We start from the raw sequence: 15,963 nt of genomic DNA, 5'->3' as shown, positions 1-15,963 counted from the left end.
ACCACCTCCATGTGGTTCGGACCAGGGAAGGGGCTTGCCCCGTACCTATTCTGGCGCTTCTCTACCGTTTTGCACCTGATAGTCGGGAATGATCGATAACCATCCGATCACGCCGGTGACCTGCGTCTCAACACTCCAAGGGCCCATTGCCTATGCAACTCGTTGCATAGCAGGATGCGGGCATGGCACTGGAGCACGCGATCCTCGTCTCGCTGCTGGAGCAGCCCGGCTCCGGCTACGAGCTGGCCCGGCGCTTCGACCGCTCCATCGGACGCTTCTGGACCGCCACCCACCAGCAGATCTACCGGGTGCTGCGGCGAATGGAAGCGGACGGCTGGATCGCGGCGGAGGAGGTCGCGCAGGACGGCCGACCGGACAAGAAGGTCTACTCGGCGGCCGGGCCGGGCCGGGCGGCACTGGCCGACTGGCTGCGCGAGCCGGTCGAGCCGGAGACCGTACGGCACGAACTCGCGGTCAAGATCCGCGCCGCCGCCTTCGACGACCCGGCCGCGCTGGTCTCCGAGGTCGAGCGGCACCGCGAGAGCCACGCCGCCCTGCTCGCCCGCTACCTGCACGGCGAGCAGCGGGACTTCCCCGACCTCACCGCCCTCGACACCCGGCAGGAGCTCCAGCACGTGGTGCTGCGCGGCGGCATCGAGTACGAGCGGATGACCCTCGCCTGGCTCGACGACGTGCTCGCCACGCTGCGCCGGCTCGCGGGCGAGCGGGCCGGTGGCGGGGAACAGGGTTCAGATAACAGGGTCTGAAATCTGTCATCTGAAATCTGTCTGCTGAACTCCGACCGCTGAACCCTGCCTGCTGAATTCCGTTCGCTGAACTCCGTTCGCCGAGTCCTCACACCCTCGACCCCCGGGAGCCCCTGATGCTCTTCAACCCGCGCACCTACGACCCCGCGCAGTTCGACGAGCCGACCCGCCGTCTGCTGCGCGCGACCGTCGACTGGTTCGAGTCCCGCGGCAAGAAGGCGCTCATCGACACCTACATCGACCGCACCTGGTACGCCGACTTCCTCGAATTCGCCGCCCAGGAGGGTCTGTTCGCGGAGTTCCTGACCCCCGCCACGGCCGACCCCGCCAAGCGCTGGGACACCGCGCGGATCGCCGAGCTGAACGAGATCCTCGGCTTCTACGGCCTCGGCTACTGGTACACCTGGCAGGTCACCATCCTGGGCCTCGGCCCGGTCTGGCAGAGCGAGAACGAGGCCGTCCGGGCCCGCGCCGCCAAGCTCCTCGCCGAGGGCCACGTGATGGCCTTCGGCCTGTCCGAGCGCACCCACGGCGCCGACATCTACTCCACCGACATGATCCTCACCCCGGACGGCGAGGGCGGCTTCACCGCGACCGGCCCCAAGTACTACATCGGCAACGGCAACGTGGCCGGCCTGGTCTCGGTCTTCGGCCGCCGCTCGGACGTCGAGGGCCCGGAGGGCTACGTCTTCTTCGCCGCCGACAGCCGCCACGAGGCGTACCACCTGGTCAAGAACGTGGTGAACGCCCAGATGTACGTCAGCGAGTTCCGGCTGGAGGACTACCCGGTCCGCGCCGAGGACGTGCTGCACACCGGCCAGGCCGCCTTCGACGCCGCGCTGAACACCGTCAACGTCGGCAAGTTCAACCTCTGCACCGCCTCGGTCGGCATCTGCGAGCACGCGATGTACGAGGCCCTCACGCACGCCCACAACCGGGTGCTGTACGGCAAGAAGGTCACCGACTTCCCGCACGTGCGGCGGGAGTTGACCGACGCCTACGCCCGCCTGGTGGCGATGAAGCTGTTCAGCGCCCGGGCCGTGGACTACTTCCGCACCGCGTCCTCCGAGGACCGCCGCTACCTGCTGTTCAACCCGATGACCAAGATGAAGGTCACCACCGAGGGCGAGAAGGTCATCGACCTGATGTGGGACGTCATCGCGGCCAAGGGCTTCGAGGCGGACACCTACTTCGACAAGGCCGCCAAGGACATCCGCGGCCTGCCGAAGCTGGAGGGCACCGTCCACGTCAACCTGGCGCTGATCCTCAAGTTCATGGGCAACTACCTGTTCGCGCCCGCCGATTACGCCCCGGTGCCGACCCGCCTGGACGCCGCCGACGACGCCTTCCTGTTCCGCCAGGGTCCGGCCCGCGGCCTCGGCGCGATCCGCTTCCACGACTGGCGCGCCGCCTACGACCGCCACGCGCAGCTGCCGAACGTCGCCCGCTTCCGCGAACAGGCCGACGGTTTCTGCGAGTTGCTGCTCAAGAACGCGCCGGGCAAGGAGCAGCAGGCCGACCTGGACTTCCTGCTGGAGATCGGCCAGCTGTTCGCGCTGATCGTCTACGGCCAGCTGGTCCTGGAGCAGGCCGAGTTGACCGACCTGCCGGCCGACGTGCTGGACCAGATCTTCGACGCCCTGGTCCGCGACTTCTCCGCGCACGCCACCGAGCTGCACGGCAAGGCCTCCACCACCGAGGAGCAGGCCGCCTGGGCGCTGGCGAACGTGCGCCGCCCGGTCGCGGACGCCGAGCGCGCCGCGAAGGTGTGGGCGCGGGTCGAGGCGCTGTCCGGCGCGTACGAGATGCAGCCGTAGGACCGGAAGGATCGGAAGTACCAGTGAGACCCCGGGGGTGCCGGTCGGCGGACCGGCACCCCCGGACCGATCCGGGCGAGCTCAGCCGCCCCCGAGCCCCGTGCCGCACACCCGGGTGACCGCCTCGGCGCGCGTGGCGACGTGCAGCTTCTCGAAGACGCGGGTGACGTGGTTGCGGACGGTCCTCTCCGCGACCACCAGCTCCCGGACGATCCACCGGTTGTCGTAGCCACGCGCGACCGGGTCCGGCACCTCGGCCGCGCGGGGGTGCCACCCCGTCCCGGTTCCGGCCCCGTGCCCACCCGTGTCCCGGGGCTCGGCAGGCACGGTCCCGGGAGTCCGCCCGGGCGGCCCCGGCCCGTCCCGGCCGGGCGCCCACGCCCGTCTCGGCCCCGTCTCGGCCCCGTCCCAGCCCGGCGCCCACGCCCGTCCCAGCCCGACGTCGGCGCCCCGTACCGGCCCCGCCGCGACGGGCCCGGGAGCGGCGTAGCGGATCGGCGTACGGTGGAACTCGGAGGCCGTGTCATGCACGTCACCGGAACCCACTTCACCGACCGCACCGACGCGGGCCGGCGCCTGGCCGCCCGCCTCAGCCACCTGGGCGGTGCCGACACCGTGGTGGTCGCGCTGCCGCGCGGCGGGGTGCCGGTGGCCGCCCAGGTGGCGGCGGCGCTCGGCGCGCCGCTGGACATCTGCGTGATCCGCAAGCTCGGCGTGCCGTACCAGCCCGAGCTGGGCATGGGGGCGATCGGCGAGGACGGCGTGCGGGTACTGAACGAGCACGTCATCCGGCTCGCCGGGATCACCGACGACCAGCTGGCGGCGGTGGAGCGGAGCGAGCGCGCCGAGCTGGAGCGCCGGGCCCGCCGCTACCGGGGCGACCGTCCGGCCGCCGACCTGCGCGGGCGCACCGTGGTCGTGGTGGACGACGGCATCGCCACCGGCTCCACCGCCAAGGCCGCCTGCCGGATCGTCCGGGCGCGCGGCGCGGCCCGGGTGGTGCTCGCCGTGCCGGTGGCACCTGTGGACTGGACCGAGCGCCTGACCGAGGTCGCCGACGAGCTGGTCTGCGTCGACACGCCGTCCCCGTTCTTCGCGATCGGTGAGTTCTACGCCGACTTCTCGCAGACCGGCGACGAGGAGGTGCTGGCGCTGCTGGCCGAGGCCAGGGGTGAGCGGTCCCCGGAGCCCGCCGGGGTCGACCGCGAGCTGGTGCTGCCGGCCGCCGGGGTCCGGCTCGCGGGCCGGCTGACCGTCCCGGGCGGGGCGCGCGGCATCGTGGTGTTCGCGCACGGCAGCGGCAGCGGGCGGCACAGCCCGCGCAACCGGCACGTCGCCCGGTACCTGAACCGTGCCGGGCTGGGCACGCTGCTGTTCGACCTGCTCACCGAGGCCGAGGAGCCGGACCGGCGCAAGGTGTTCGACGTCGGCCTGCTGGGCTCGCGGCTGACCTCCGTCGCCGGTCGGCTGGGCGGGCTCGCGGAGACCCGTGGCCTGCCGCTGGGCCTGTTCGGTGCCAGCACCGGCGCCGCCGCCGCGCTGCACACCGCCGCCACGCTGGGCCCGGCGGTGCGCGCCGTGGTCTCCCGGGGCGGGCGCCCGGACCTCGCCGGTCCGCAGGTGCTGGGCGAGGTGAGCGCACCGACGCTGCTGCTGGTCGGCGCCCTGGACACCGTCGTGATCGACCTCAACCGGCAGGCCCGGGCCCGGCTGCGCTGCGAGAGCGAGCTGGTGGTGGTGCCGCACGCGAGCCACCTGTTCGAGGAGCCGGGCACGCTCGACCGGGTCGCCGAGCTGGCCGGGGACTGGTTCCTGCGCCACCTCCCGCCTGCCGAGTCGCCTGCCGAGTCGCCTTCCGGGTCACCTGCTGACTCAGCCGACGAGAGCCCGTAGCCGCCGGTTGCGCAGAATTCGTGCGACCACCGCTGCTGGGCAGCACATTTTGCGCAGCCCGAGGCGGGATTTCCTAATCAGCTTGTACACATTGAGCAGTAAAAAATCGACCTGTTGCCCAACCACTCGGACAGGAGCAAGCTCTGCGCCATCCGCACCGCGCATTTGTTCGCCGGGCGGCCGCGATCCACGCGAGCCACGCGATCCAGCACAAGCCTCAGCGCCGAGGCCCAGAGTGGAGGAACGAGCGATGACCACGCAGTCCCACGCCCTTGAGTTGACCCCCGAGGAGCGCGAGGCCGGTCTCGACACCGACCAGCTGCGCCGCCTCGTCGGCCTCGTCGAGCACGACGCCAGCACCGACCCGTTCCCGGTCACCGCGCAGGACGCGGTCGTCTTCGTGGTCGGCAACGCCACCCAGACCGCGCAGTTCTACCAGGTCGTGTTCGGCATGGAGCTGGTCGCCTACTCCGGTCCGGAGACCGGCCGCCGCGACCGCAAGGCGTACGTCCTCCGCTCCGGCTCCTGCCGCTTCGTGATCAAGGGCGGCGTCCAGCCGGACAGCCCGCTGCTGGACCACCACCGCCGCCACGGTGACGGCGTGGTCGACCTCGCCCTCGAGGTCCCGGACGTCGACAAGTGCATCGAGCACGCCCGGGCGACCGGCGCCACCGTCCTGGAGGAGCCGAACGACGTCTCGGACGAGAACGGCACCGTGCGCCGCGCGGCCATCGCCACCTACGGCGAGACCCGCCACACCCTGATCGACCGCTCCCGCTACAGCGGCCCGTACCTGCCGGGCTACGTCACCGCGAAGAGCGGCGTCACCCACCCGGAGGGCTCGCCCAAGCGCCTGTTCCAGGCCCTCGACCACGCCGTGGGCAACGTCGAGCTCGGCCGGATGGACGAGTGGGTCCAGTTCTACAACCGGGTCATGGGCTTCGTGAACATGGCCGAGTTCGTCGGCGACGACATCGCCACCGAGTACTCCGCCCTGATGTCCAAGGTCGTCGCCAGCGGCAACCACCGGGTGAAGTTCCCGCTCAACGAGCCGGCCATCGCCAAGAAGAAGTCCCAGATCGACGAGTACCTGGAGTTCTACACCGGCCCCGGCTGCCAGCACATGGCGCTCGCCACCAACGACATCCTGACCACCGTGGACGTGCTGCGCTCGCGCGGCGTGGAGTTCCTCAACACCCCGGACGCCTACTACGACGACCCGGAGCTGCGCGAGCGGATCGGCAAGGTCCGGGTGCCGATCGAGGAGCTGAAGAAGCGCGGCATCCTGGTCGACCGCGACGAGGACGGCTACCTGCTGCAGATCTTCACCAAGCCGATCGGCGACCGCCCGACCGTCTTCTACGAGTTCATCGAGCGCCACGGTTCGCTGGGCTTCGGCAAGGGCAACTTCAAGGCGCTGTTCGAGTCCATCGAGCGCGAGCAGGACCGTCGCGGCAACCTGTGAGCGTCAGGACACCCTGACGGACGGTCGAGGAGGAGCACGGAGATGGCGTACTACCGGCAGCTGGGCAACATCCCGCCCAAGCGGCACACCCAGCACCGCACACCCGAAGGCGGGCTGTACTACGAGGAGCTGATGGGCGAGGAGGGGTTCTCCTCCGACTCGTCGCTGCTCTACCACCGGGGCATCCCCTCGGCGGTGGTCAACGCGGTGCCCTGGGAGCTGCCGGACCAGTCCACGGTGCCCAACCATCCCCTGCTCCCCCGCCACCTCAAGCTGCACGAGCTGTTCGCGGGCCAGGAGTGGAAGTCCGCGGACGTCGTGAACAGCCGCCGCCTGGTCCTCGGCAACGGTGACGTGCGGATCTCGTACGTCGCCGCCGGGGCCCCCAGCGAGCTGTACCGCAACGGGCTCGGCGACGAGTGCGTGTACGTGGAGTCCGGCTCGGGGACGGTCGAGACGGTCTTCGGCTCGATCGAGGTCGGCCAGGGCGACTACGTGATCATCCCCCGGGCCACCACCCACCGCTGGGTGCCCTCCGGGGACGAGCCGCTGCGCGCCTACTGCATCGAGGCGAACAGCCACATCACCCCGGTCAAGCGCTACCTGTCCAAGTACGGGCAGCTGCTGGAGCACGCGCCGTACTGCGAGCGGGACTTCCGCGGGCCGGTCGGGCCGCTCGTGGTCGACACCCCCGGGGACGTCGACGTTCTGGTCAAGCACCGTGGCCCGAACGGGGTTTCGGGCACCCGTTACACCGTGCCGCACCACCCCTTCGACGTGGTCGGCTGGGACGGCTGCCTGTACCCGTACGCCTTCAACATCCGGGACTTCGAACCGATCACCGGCCGGATCCACCAGCCGCCGCCGGCCCACCAGGTGTTCGAGGGCAACAACTTCGTGATCTGCAACTTCGTCCCCCGCAAGGTGGACTACCACCCGCTGTCGATCCCGGTGCCGTACTACCACGCCAACGTGGACAGTGACGAGGTCATGTTCTACTGCGGCGGCGACTACGCGGCCCGCAAGGGCTCGGGCATCGCCCAGGGCTCGATCTCGCTGCACCCGGGTGGGCACACCCACGGGCCGCAGCCGGGCGCGTACGAGCGCAGCATCGGCGTGGACTTCTTCGACGAGCTGGCCGTCATGGTGGACACCTTCCGGCCGCTGGAGCTCGGCGAGGGCGGACGGGCCAGCGAGGACGACAACTACGCCTGGACCTGGGCCGGTCGGGGGCCCGGGCGATGAGCGCTCCAGTCGCCACGGGTGTGATCCCCGAGCTGTTCCGCGGGCTCTTCGACGACGCGGCGGTGTTCCCCCCGGGGAACCTGCCGGTCGCCGAGGCGGTGCCCGCCCACCGCGTCCACCGCGCGGCCTGGTACGCCGAGGCGGTCGGCCCGTTCCTCTGCGGGGCGGGCCGACTGGGCGAGTTGGCCGCCGTGGTGACGGGCGGCGCGACGCCCCCGGCCTCAGCTGCCGTGGCCACCGCGACCGCGAGGGGCGCGGAGGAGGCGGGCGCCACGCCGCTCAGGGTCGGACTCGTGCTGCCGGGGGGCAGCGCGGAGCTCGCCCCGGCGCTCGCCGCCGCCGCGCCGTTCGAGCTGGCCGGTGTCGAACTGGCCACCCGGGACGCCGCCGAGGCGGTCGCCGAACTGGACCGGCTGCTGCCGCCGCACGTACCGGCCGCCGTCGAGCTGCCGCGCGAACTCCTGCGCGGGGACGGGCTGGACGCGGTCCTGGACGTACTGGTCGACAGCCCGTACCGGGCGAAGTTCCGCACCGGCGGGCTGGTCGCGGAGGCGTTCCCGGACGAGGACGAGCTGGCCGCCTTCCTCACCGGCTGCGCGCTGCGCGGCCTGCCGTACAAGTGCACGGCCGGGCTGCACAACGCCGTCCGGCACACCGATCCGGAGACCGGCTTCGAGCACCACGGCTTCCTGAACGTGCTGCTGGCCGCGCAGGAGACCGACCGGGCGGCCGCGGCGGCGGTGCTGGCGGAGCGGGACGGCGAGGTGCTGGCCAAGGCGGCACGCGCGCTGACCGATCGTCAGGTTACGGTGATCCGCAACTCGTTCACCGCGTTCGGCACCTGCAGCATCGCCGAGCCGCTGGGCGACCTGGCCGCACTCGGCCTGCTGTCGTCGCCCGATCCACTGCCCCAGGAGGACCGTTGAGCACCACCCCCAGCAGCCCGCGCAGCTGGCTCGCCAGCGCCCAGGACTCGCCGTTCGGCGTGCACAACCTGCCGTACGGCGTCTTCACCGCCGCCGACCAGCCCGGCCGGCGCCGGATCGGCGTGCGTGTCGGGGACTTCGTGCTGGACGCCGGGGCGGCCGCCCGCGCCGCCGGGGCGCCGTCCGTGCTGCTGGCGGCCGACTCGCTCAACCCGCTGATGGCGGCCGGACGTTCGGTCTGGACGCAGGTGCGCTCCGACCTGACCGCCTGGCTGACCGACGAGTCCTTCCGCGAGGCGCTCTCGCCCGCGCTGCTGCCGGCGGACGAGGTCGAGCTGCACCTGCCGTTCGAGGTCGCGGACTACGTCGACTTCTACGCCTCCGAGCACCACGCCAGCAACCTGGGCCGGATCTTCCGCCCGGGCGCGGAGCCGCTCACCCCCAACTGGAAGCACCTGCCGATCGGTTACCACGGCCGGGCGGGCACCGTGGTGGTGTCCGGCACGCCGGTGGTGCGTCCGCACGGGCAGCGCAAGGCGCCGGCCGATGCCGCGCCGACCTTCGGGCCTTCGCGTCGGCTGGACATCGAGGCCGAGGTCGGCTTCGTCGTCGGCACGCCCTCGCAGCTGGGGCGGCCGGTCGTGCTGGACGACTTCCGCGAGCACGTGTTCGGCGTCTGCCTGCTCAACGACTGGTCGGCGCGCGACATCCAGGCCTGGGAGTACGTGCCGCTCGGCCCCTTCCTCGGCAAGTCCTTCGCCACCTCGGTCTCGCCGTGGATCGTGCCGCTGGACGCCCTGGAGCACGCCCGGGTCGCGCCGCCGGAGCGCGACGTCGAGCCGCTGCCGTACCTCGACGACCGGGGCAACGAGCCGTGGGGCCTGGACCTGGCGATGGAGGTCCGGCTGAACGGGCACCCGATCTCCCGGCCGCCGTTCGCCGCGATGTACTGGACGGCGCAGCAGCAGCTGACCCACATGACCGTCAACGGCGCCTCGCTGCGCACGGGCGACCTGTTCGCCTCGGGCACCGTCAGCGGGCCGGAGCCGGACACCCGGGGCGCGCTGATCGAGCTGACCTGGAACGGCGAGGAGCCGGTGAAGCTGCCGGACGGGACGACCCGGACCTTCCTGGAGGACGGCGACGAGGTCACCATCACCGCCACGGCCCCGGGGCCGGACGGCGCGGTGGTCGGGTTCGGCGAGGTGACCGGGCGGGTGCGGGGGTAGTGATGAGCGCCCTTCGCGACGGATAACAGATAGCAGCTGACAGCTGACAGATTTCATCATCTGTCAGCTGTCATCCGTTTTCCCGCGTCCGTCTACAGCCCTGCCCCGCCCGTGGCGTCGATGACCCGCCCCGTCACCCAGCGCGCGTCATCGGAGGCCAGGAACGCGACGATGTCCGCGATGTCCTCCGGCTGCCCGACCCGCCCGAGCGCGGCGACCGAGGCCGCGTACGCCTGCGCCTGCGCGTTGCCGCGCAGCCAGCCCGCGTTGACGTCCGTGTCCACGATGCCGGGCGCGACCGAGTTCGCCGTGATCCCGCGCGGGCCGAGCTGCTTGGCGAGGTTGAGCGTGAAGGTGTCCAGCGCCCCCTTGGTCGCGCCGTAGGCGATGATCTCCGGCATCGCCACCCGGGCGGCGCCGCTGGAGATGTTGATGATCCGGCCGCCGTCGCGCAACCGGTCCAGCCCGTGCTGCACCACGAAGAACGGCGCGCGGACGTTGACCGCGAACACCTCGTCGAACCCCTCCTCGGTGAGCGTGGCGAGGTCCGAACTGCGCCCGATCCCGGCGTTGTTCACGATGATGTCGACCCCGCCGGCGGGCGCGTGCGCCCCGATCTCCGCGTCGAAGGCCTCCCACAGCGCCGCCGCGGCCCCGCGCCGCCCGAGTTCGGCCCGCAGCGCGAAGGCCCGCCCGCCGTCGGCGCGGATGCCCGCCACCACCTCCTGCGCCGCCGCCTCGTCGCGGGCACAACCGACGGCGACGACGGCGCCGTCCCGCCCGAGCCGTCGGGCGATCGCCCGACCGATCCCCCTGCTGCCGCCCGTGACCAGTGCCGTCTTGCCCTGAAGCCCGTTCGCACCCATGGCCGAGCCCCCTCCTGCCGCAATCGATAATTATTGAGCGATCGCTCAAGAAAGAACCTAGCACACACTTTTTGAGTGACTGCTCTAAAATCCAGCACATGACCGAGGCAGCGGCACCCGAGAGCACGACGGCCGGCACCCCGACCCGCCCCAGGCGCGGCCGCCCGCCGGCCTTCGACCGGGACGAGGCCCTGGCCGCGGCCACCCGGCTGTTCTGGGAGCGCGGCTACGAGGCGACCTCCGTCACCGACCTCACCACCGCGATGGGCATCCGTCCGGGCAGCCTCTACGCCGCCTTCGGCGACAAGCGGACGCTCTTCGAGGAGGTCGTCCGCCAGTACGGCCACTCCCCCGTCGGCGCGTTCGTCGGCGTCGCACTGGCGGAGGAGCCCACCGCCCGCGGCGCCTTCGCCCGCATCCTGCGCGAGGCCGCCGCCATCTACCCGGACCCGTCCCACCCGGCGGGCTGCCTGGTGATCACCGCCGCCACCAACGTCACCCCACAGGACGCCGAGGTCCAGGCGCACCTGCGCGAGCTGCGCAACCGGAACAAGCAGGTCTTCGAGGACCGTCTGCGCACCGCGCGGCACGACGGCGAACTGCCGCCCGGGGCGGATCCGAAGGCTCTGGCCGGGTACCTCGCCGCGGTGATCCAGGGCATGTCCCAGCAGGCCCGCGACGGCGCCACCGCCGACGACCTGACCCACACCGCCGAACTCGCCCTGCGCGCCTGGCCGTAGCCGCCGAGCCACCCGGTCCCGGCCCGGCGATCACGGCCACCCGCCCTCCCCGGTACGGTGGAGCGCGGAAGTCCACATCACCGAGGGACGGGAGCGGGTCCGATGAGCGTAGAGGTGGCGGAGGTCCGGGCCTTCCTGGACGAGAACGGCGACGGCGGCCTCGGCCGGATCGTGCTCAACCGCCCGCGGGCGCTCAACTCCCTGACCCACGGCATGATCACCGCCCTGCGCGCGACCCTGGACGACTGGGCCGCAGACGGCCGGGTGCGCGCGGTCGTGCTGACCGGCGCCGGCGAGCGCGGCCTCTGCGCCGGTGCGGACATCCGCGCGATGCACGACGACGCCAAGGCGGGCGGGGCCGGCACCCGCGCCTTCTTCCGCGACGAGTACCGGCTGAACGCGCTGATCGCCGACTACCCGAAGCCGTACGTCGCGGTGATGGACGGCATCACGATGGGCGGCGGCGTCGGCCTGTCCGCGCACGGCGCGGTGCGGATCGTCACCGAGCGCTCCGTGGTCGCGATGCCCGAGACCCGGATCGGGCTCGTCCCGGATGTCGGGGGCAGCCGCCTGCTCGCCCACGCCCCGGGCGAGTTGGGCACCCACCTCGGGCTCACCTCGGCCTCGATGGGACCCGGCGACGCCCTGCTCTGCGGCTTCGCGGACCACTACGTCCCGTCCGCACGCCTCCCCGAGCTGCTCGACGCCCTCGCCGGCAGCGCCGATCCAGCCGCCACCGTCACCGCGCACGCCGAGCCCGCGCCGCCAGCCGAACTCGCCGCCCGGCGCGAGTGGATCGACGCCTGCTACGCGGCCGACACCGTCGAGGAGATCGTCGAGCGGCTGCTCGACTCCGGTGTGCCGGACGCGAAGGAGGCCGCCGGACTGGTCCTCGGGAACTCCCCCACCGCCGTCAAGGTCACCCTGGCCGCGCTGCGCCGGGCCCGTACGCTGCCCTCGCTGAAGGCCGTGCTCGACCAGGAGTACCGCATCTCCTGCGCCGCGTTGGACGGCCACGACCTGGTCGAGGGCATCCGCGCCCAGGTGGTCGACAAGGACCGCAACCCGCAGTGGTCGCCGCGCACGCTCGCCGAGGTGACGGAGGCGGACGTCGCGCGCTTCCTCGCCCCGCGCGGGGACGACGAGCTGGGCCTGGCCTGACCCCGGCCCGACCGGATCCCACCGACTCCTCCCCCTGCTCCCCTTTCCTCTCCCCGGAACGCCTGGAGCGCCATGACCCACCCGGGACCGGGAACTCCGCCACGCTCGTGACCGGCGTCTCGCATGTCAAGACTGGCGCGAGGCGGGGCGCGTCGTAGATCGTTGGGTGGTCAGGGCGCGCCCGCGCGGCGCCGAACAGCGGAATGGGAGTCAACGGCGATGACCGAGACCTACGAGACGATCCTGGTCGAGCGCAAGGGACGGGTGGGCCTGATCACGCTCAACCGACCCAAGGCACTCAACGCGCTGAACACCCAGCTGATGAACGAGGTCGTGGCGGCCGCCACCGCCTTCGACCGGGACCCGGAGATCGGGTGTCTGGTCATCACCGGTTCGGAGAAGGCCTTCGCGGCCGGTGCCGACATCAAGGAGATGCAGGGCAACCACTTCCCGGACGTCTACCTGGACGACTGGCTGGGCCCCTGGGACCGGATCGGCGCACTGCGCAAGCCGGTGGTGGCGGCGGTGGCCGGCTTCGCGCTGGGCGGCGGCTGCGAGCTGGCGATGCTGTGCGACATCCTGCTGGCCGCGGACACCGCGAAGTTCGGGCAGCCGGAGATCAAGCTCGGTGTGATCCCGGGCATCGGCGGCTCGCAGCGGCTGACCCGGGCGGTCGGCAAGGCGAAGGCGATGGAGCTGTGCCTGACGGGCCGGATGATGGGCGCCGAGGAGGCCGAGCGGGCCGGCCTGGTTTCCCGGATCGTCCCGGCCGACCAGCTGCTGGCGGAGGCCCTGGCCACCGCCGAGGCCGTCGCGGCGATGTCCACCCCGGCGGCGATCATGATGAAGGAGAGCGTCAACCGCGCCTTCGAGACCACGCTGGCGGAGGGTGTCCGCTTCGAGCGCCGACTGTTCCACGCGGCCTTCGCCACGGCGGACCAGAAGGAGGGCATGTCGGCCTTCGCCGAGAAGCGCCCGCCGAAGTTCGAGAACCGCTGACGGCGGAGGGCGGACGGTCCGCGGGGAGCGCCCGCCCGCTGACGACGAACAACTGACGGATGACGGCTGACAGATTTCAGATGATGAAATCTGTCAGCCGTCATCTGTTCGCGGCCATCTGTTCGCGGCCATCTGTCTGCGGTCCGCCGTCACCCACCCGCCGTCACCCACCCCCGGCCGCGCGCCTCACCCCTCCTCCACCAGCACCGTGTTGAGCCGTGCCAGCCCGCTGCGGGTGGCGGCGACCACGATCCGGTCGCCCGGGGTCAGCTGGCGGGTGCGGTCCGGGAAGTTCCACTGCAGGTGCGTGCCGCGCGCGAAGCGGACGGCGATCACCCGGACGCCGCCCGGGTCCTCCAGGTCGTGCCGGTTCAGACCGATCAGCCCGCTGCCGTCCTCCACCCCCAGCTCGGCGATCAGCAGCACGTGCCGGAACACCGACAGCGTCCCGCGCACCTCGCTGCCCATCAGGGCGGCGGCGAAGGCGGGCGCCGCCAGGTAGGACACCGACCGGGAGGCCGCGTTGTCCAGCGTCTTGTAGAAGTGGCCGGCGAAGTTGTCGTCGAACAACCGCACCACCACCCGCACCTCGGGATTGCCGTGCCGCGCCTCCAGCGCCGCCTCCAGGTTGGTGGCGTCGTCCCCGCTGACCGCGACCACCGCCCGACTGTGCTTCAGCCGGGCGCGGCGCAGCTGCTCCTCGAACGGCCCGTCGCCCAGCACGACCGGGATGCCGAGCGCCCGGACGGCGGCGATACCGCGGGCCTGCGGGTCCCGTTCCATGCAGACCACCGGCACGCCAAGCTCGTGCAACTGGGTCGCGACGCGCGTACCGACGTTGCCGAGCCCGACCACGATCACGTGGTCCCGGGTGCCCGCGCTGGGGTTGCGGGGCAGCCCGCGCCGTCCGGAGCCGAGCACCTCGACCGCGATGGCGGTGGCGACCGGCGCGAAGGTGATCCCGCAGATGGTGATGACCACCTGGGCGACCCGCTGCCAGATCCCGCCCGTCCCGGTCCCGGCGGCGATGTCGGCCTGCTGGTCGGGCTGGGCGGCGCCGGCCAGGTCCAGCAGCGAGATGTAGACGGTCCAGCCGAAGTCCCGGTTGAGGTACCAGAGCACGCCGAAGGCCATCAGCACCGCGGCGAGCGCGGTGAGCAGCACCAGCCGCATCCGGGCGCTGGTGAAGAACCGCATGGTGTCGAGCACCCGCCAGCGCAGCCGTCGTGCCCAGCTGATCGGCTCCCGGGGTTCGACGGGCAGCGCCTGCAGCGCGGCTCTCCCGCCCGGCGCCTCCTCGGGCTCGGCGGTCGGCACCACCGGTTCACGGTGCACCCCGCCGGGGAGGACCGGTCCGTCGTCGCCGAACTCGCGGGCGAGGCGGACGAACTGGGCCGAGTCGCCCTCCTGTTCCGGCAGCAGACGGATCTTGCTGAGGTCCTTCCGGTCGATCTGGTCGGCGACCACGCAGATCCGGTCGGAGGTGATGGCGTCGTCGAAGGCGATGTGCAGGTACCGTCCGTCGACCTCGACCGCGTTGGGTCGTCCGAGCGCGGCGGCGGCGAAGGCCGGGGCGGCGGTGGCGGAGCCGGAGAGCGCGGCGCCGTTCTTGAGCAGCCGTTGGATGTTCTCGCCGAGTCGCTGGTTGAACATCCGGAACACGATCCGGATGTCCGGGTTGTGGTCCTGGGCGCTGAGCGCGGCGTGGATGTTCTCCTGGTCGCTGCCCTCGACCAGGGCGAGTCCACGGGCGGTGCCGATGGACACCGCGCGCAGCGCCTCCTCGGTGACGCTCGGGTACTCGACCACCGCGGCGACACCGGGGAGTTGCTCGATCTGCGGTGCGTGGTCGCGGGTCCGGTCGGCGACCAGGACGACGACCGGAACCTCGTAGTGCTCGACGAGTTCCAGGACCAGCCGGTGTGCCAGCGCGTTGCCCCCGCAGACGATGTAGTGCTGGCTGATCGGCTCGACCGGAGGGGTCCCCCACCCTTCAGAAGTCATACCGCCGGATGATATCGACAGCGAGTGACCGGAGGATGTCATTCCGGCAACTGCCGGAAGTCACTCGAACGGACCTACCCAACGCGCGGCTTGACGGCGGAGCGATGAGGCTGGGGTGCGTTCTCTGCCCCCAGCCCCGAGGAGTAACCCACCGTGGCCCCTCCGATCATCACCCCCGACGGCACCCCGGTCCAGGGCCCGCTCGGCATGCTCGCCAGGGCCGCCTGGCAGATGCTCCTGGCCGCCGGCGTGGCCTCGCTCGCACTCGGCATCGTCGTCTTCTCCTGGCCCCGGGAGACGCTGCTGGTGGTGGGCGTGCTGTTCGGCCTCTACCTGCTGGTCATCGGCATCGTGCAGCTGGTCGCCGCGTTCGGCACCCACACCGCCACCGCGATGCGGGTGCTGGCCTTCATCAGCGGCGCGATCAGCGTGCTGCTCGGGCTGCTCTGCTTCCGCAGCGCGGCGCAGTCGCTGCTGCTGCTCGCGCTCTGGATCGGCATCGGCTGGCTGTTCCGCGGCATCACCCAGTTCGCCGCTGCGGTCTCCGACCCGCTGATGCCCGCCCGCGGCTGGCAGGCCTTCGCGGGTGTGGCCAACACCCTGGCCGGTGTACTGCTGATGGTCTGGCCGGTCGGCTCGATCGCCGCGCTCACCGTGCTGGCCGGGTGCTGGCTGCTGGTCCTGGGCGTGGTCGAGATCGCGACGGCCCTCCAGATGCGCAGCCGGGCCAAGCGGATCCCTTCGGGGGCCTGACCGGCCGCCAGGCCGCGGCCGCGCGAGAAGGCCACTGTTCGAGAAGGCCACCGTTCGATGGAGGCCGCCACTGCTCCCGGCGCCGCGCTACCCCCTCC

General features: G+C 72.0%; 14 protein-coding genes. 11 read left to right on the top strand and 3 right to left on the bottom strand.

What is annotated here, in order from left to right:
- The first annotated feature begins 182 nt into the window (after nt 1–182).
- Nucleotides 183–767 carry a PadR family transcriptional regulator gene (locus tag ACGF12_RS02000; protein WP_393024090.1) on the top strand — a complete coding sequence of 195 codons (585 nt, stop codon included), beginning with the start codon at nt 183–185 and terminating at the stop codon, nt 765–767.
- Between the two features lie 116 nt (nt 768–883).
- Nucleotides 884–2,584, top strand: coding sequence for an acyl-CoA dehydrogenase family protein (locus ACGF12_RS01995; RefSeq protein ID WP_393024087.1), 1,701 nt, complete (start codon nt 884–886; stop codon nt 2,582–2,584).
- Nucleotides 2,585–2,665: 81 nt separating this feature from the next.
- On the opposite strand, the gene ACGF12_RS01990 is transcribed toward ACGF12_RS01995, so the two are convergent.
- The gene (locus ACGF12_RS01990; RefSeq protein WP_393024085.1) at nt 2,666–2,911 is read right to left on the bottom strand and encodes a LuxR C-terminal-related transcriptional regulator; all 246 of its coding nucleotides are present in this window, start codon (nt 2,909–2,911) and stop codon (nt 2,666–2,668) included.
- 198 nt (nt 2,912–3,109) lie between these two features.
- Here ACGF12_RS01990 and ACGF12_RS01985 point away from each other — a divergent pair, with 198 nt between their 5' ends.
- From ACGF12_RS01985 to fahA, 5 genes are all read left to right on the top strand, one after another.
- Entirely contained in the window at nt 3,110–4,477 is a 1,368-nt protein-coding gene (locus tag ACGF12_RS01985) for a phosphoribosyltransferase family protein (protein WP_393024082.1), read from the top strand.
- 250 nt (nt 4,478–4,727) lie between these two features.
- Nucleotides 4,728–5,942: a 4-hydroxyphenylpyruvate dioxygenase gene (gene hppD, locus ACGF12_RS01980; protein WP_380609539.1), complete on the top strand. Its 1,215-nt coding sequence runs from the start codon at nt 4,728–4,730 to the stop codon at nt 5,940–5,942.
- Between the two features lie 42 nt (nt 5,943–5,984).
- The gene (locus tag ACGF12_RS01975) at nt 5,985–7,187 is read left to right on the top strand and encodes a homogentisate 1,2-dioxygenase (protein WP_393024079.1); all 1,203 of its coding nucleotides are present in this window, start codon (nt 5,985–5,987) and stop codon (nt 7,185–7,187) included.
- Complete coding sequence (locus ACGF12_RS01970; protein WP_393024076.1) at nt 7,184–8,113, top strand: hypothetical protein; 930 nt, start codon at nt 7,184–7,186, stop codon at nt 8,111–8,113. The genes ACGF12_RS01975 and ACGF12_RS01970 overlap by 4 nt, the downstream gene beginning before the upstream one ends.
- On the top strand, nt 8,110–9,342 hold the full coding sequence (gene fahA / locus ACGF12_RS01965) for a fumarylacetoacetase (RefSeq protein ID WP_393024073.1): 1,233 nt from the start codon (nt 8,110–8,112) through the stop codon (nt 9,340–9,342). Before ACGF12_RS01970 ends, fahA begins: the two co-directional genes overlap by 4 nt.
- Before the next feature lie 92 nt (nt 9,343–9,434).
- On the opposite strand, the gene ACGF12_RS01960 is transcribed toward fahA, so the two are convergent.
- A complete protein-coding gene (locus tag ACGF12_RS01960) occupies nt 9,435–10,208 on the bottom strand; it encodes an SDR family NAD(P)-dependent oxidoreductase (RefSeq protein ID WP_393024071.1) in 774 nt (257 codons plus the stop codon).
- Nucleotides 10,209–10,306: 98 nt separating this feature from the next.
- On the opposite strand from ACGF12_RS01960, the gene ACGF12_RS01955 reads away from it, so the two are divergent.
- The 3 genes from ACGF12_RS01955 (at nt 10,307) to ACGF12_RS01945 (ending at nt 13,108) form a co-directional block, all read left to right on the top strand.
- Nucleotides 10,307–10,948: a TetR/AcrR family transcriptional regulator gene (locus ACGF12_RS01955; RefSeq protein ID WP_393024068.1), complete on the top strand. Its 642-nt coding sequence runs from the start codon at nt 10,307–10,309 to the stop codon at nt 10,946–10,948.
- A gap of 102 nt (nt 10,949–11,050) precedes the next feature.
- Nucleotides 11,051–12,109, top strand: coding sequence for an enoyl-CoA hydratase/isomerase family protein (locus tag ACGF12_RS01950; protein ID WP_393024065.1), 1,059 nt, complete (start codon nt 11,051–11,053; stop codon nt 12,107–12,109).
- Between the two features lie 219 nt (nt 12,110–12,328).
- The gene (locus ACGF12_RS01945; protein WP_393024063.1) at nt 12,329–13,108 is read left to right on the top strand and encodes an enoyl-CoA hydratase; all 780 of its coding nucleotides are present in this window, start codon (nt 12,329–12,331) and stop codon (nt 13,106–13,108) included.
- A 186-nt stretch (nt 13,109–13,294) separates the two neighbouring features.
- Here ACGF12_RS01945 and ACGF12_RS01940 read toward each other — a convergent pair whose 3' ends face one another.
- Complete coding sequence (locus tag ACGF12_RS01940) at nt 13,295–15,112, bottom strand: NAD-binding protein (RefSeq protein WP_393024061.1); 1,818 nt, start codon at nt 15,110–15,112, stop codon at nt 13,295–13,297.
- A gap of 153 nt (nt 15,113–15,265) precedes the next feature.
- Here ACGF12_RS01940 and ACGF12_RS01935 point away from each other — a divergent pair, with 153 nt between their 5' ends.
- On the top strand, nt 15,266–15,865 hold the full coding sequence (locus ACGF12_RS01935) for an HdeD family acid-resistance protein (protein WP_393024059.1): 600 nt from the start codon (nt 15,266–15,268) through the stop codon (nt 15,863–15,865).
- Nucleotides 15,866–15,963: the final 98 nt, after the last annotated feature.

Origin of the sequence: Kitasatospora sp. NPDC048296 (assembly GCF_043201815.1) — a bacterium.
Taxonomy (GTDB): Bacteria; Actinomycetota; Actinomycetes; order Streptomycetales; family Streptomycetaceae; genus Kitasatospora.
The sequence above is the reverse complement of the archived record's forward strand: the minus strand, read 5'-3'. Positions and strand labels throughout refer to the sequence as shown.

Bases quoted from the DNA above. Each gene is read 5' to 3' on its own strand.
- ACGF12_RS02000 (WP_393024090.1), top strand. From the start codon at position 183: ATGGCACTGGAGCACGCGATCCTCGTCTCGCTGCTGGAGCAGCCCGGC.
- ACGF12_RS01995 (WP_393024087.1), top strand. From the start codon at position 884: ATGCTCTTCAACCCGCGCACCTACGACCCCGCGCAGTTCGACGAGCCG.
- ACGF12_RS01985 (WP_393024082.1), top strand. From the start codon at position 3,110: ATGCACGTCACCGGAACCCACTTCACCGACCGCACCGACGCGGGCCGG.
- hppD (WP_380609539.1), top strand. From the start codon at position 4,728: ATGACCACGCAGTCCCACGCCCTTGAGTTGACCCCCGAGGAGCGCGAG.
- ACGF12_RS01975 (WP_393024079.1), top strand. From the start codon at position 5,985: ATGGCGTACTACCGGCAGCTGGGCAACATCCCGCCCAAGCGGCACACC.
- ACGF12_RS01970 (WP_393024076.1), top strand. From the start codon at position 7,184: ATGAGCGCTCCAGTCGCCACGGGTGTGATCCCCGAGCTGTTCCGCGGG.
- ACGF12_RS01960 (WP_393024071.1), bottom strand. From the start codon at position 10,208: ATGGGTGCGAACGGGCTTCAGGGCAAGACGGCACTGGTCACGGGCGGC.
- ACGF12_RS01955 (WP_393024068.1), top strand. From the start codon at position 10,307: ATGACCGAGGCAGCGGCACCCGAGAGCACGACGGCCGGCACCCCGACC.
- ACGF12_RS01950 (WP_393024065.1), top strand. From the start codon at position 11,051: ATGAGCGTAGAGGTGGCGGAGGTCCGGGCCTTCCTGGACGAGAACGGC.
- ACGF12_RS01945 (WP_393024063.1), top strand. From the start codon at position 12,329: ATGACCGAGACCTACGAGACGATCCTGGTCGAGCGCAAGGGACGGGTG.
- ACGF12_RS01940 (WP_393024061.1), bottom strand. From the start codon at position 15,112: ATGACTTCTGAAGGGTGGGGGACCCCTCCGGTCGAGCCGATCAGCCAG.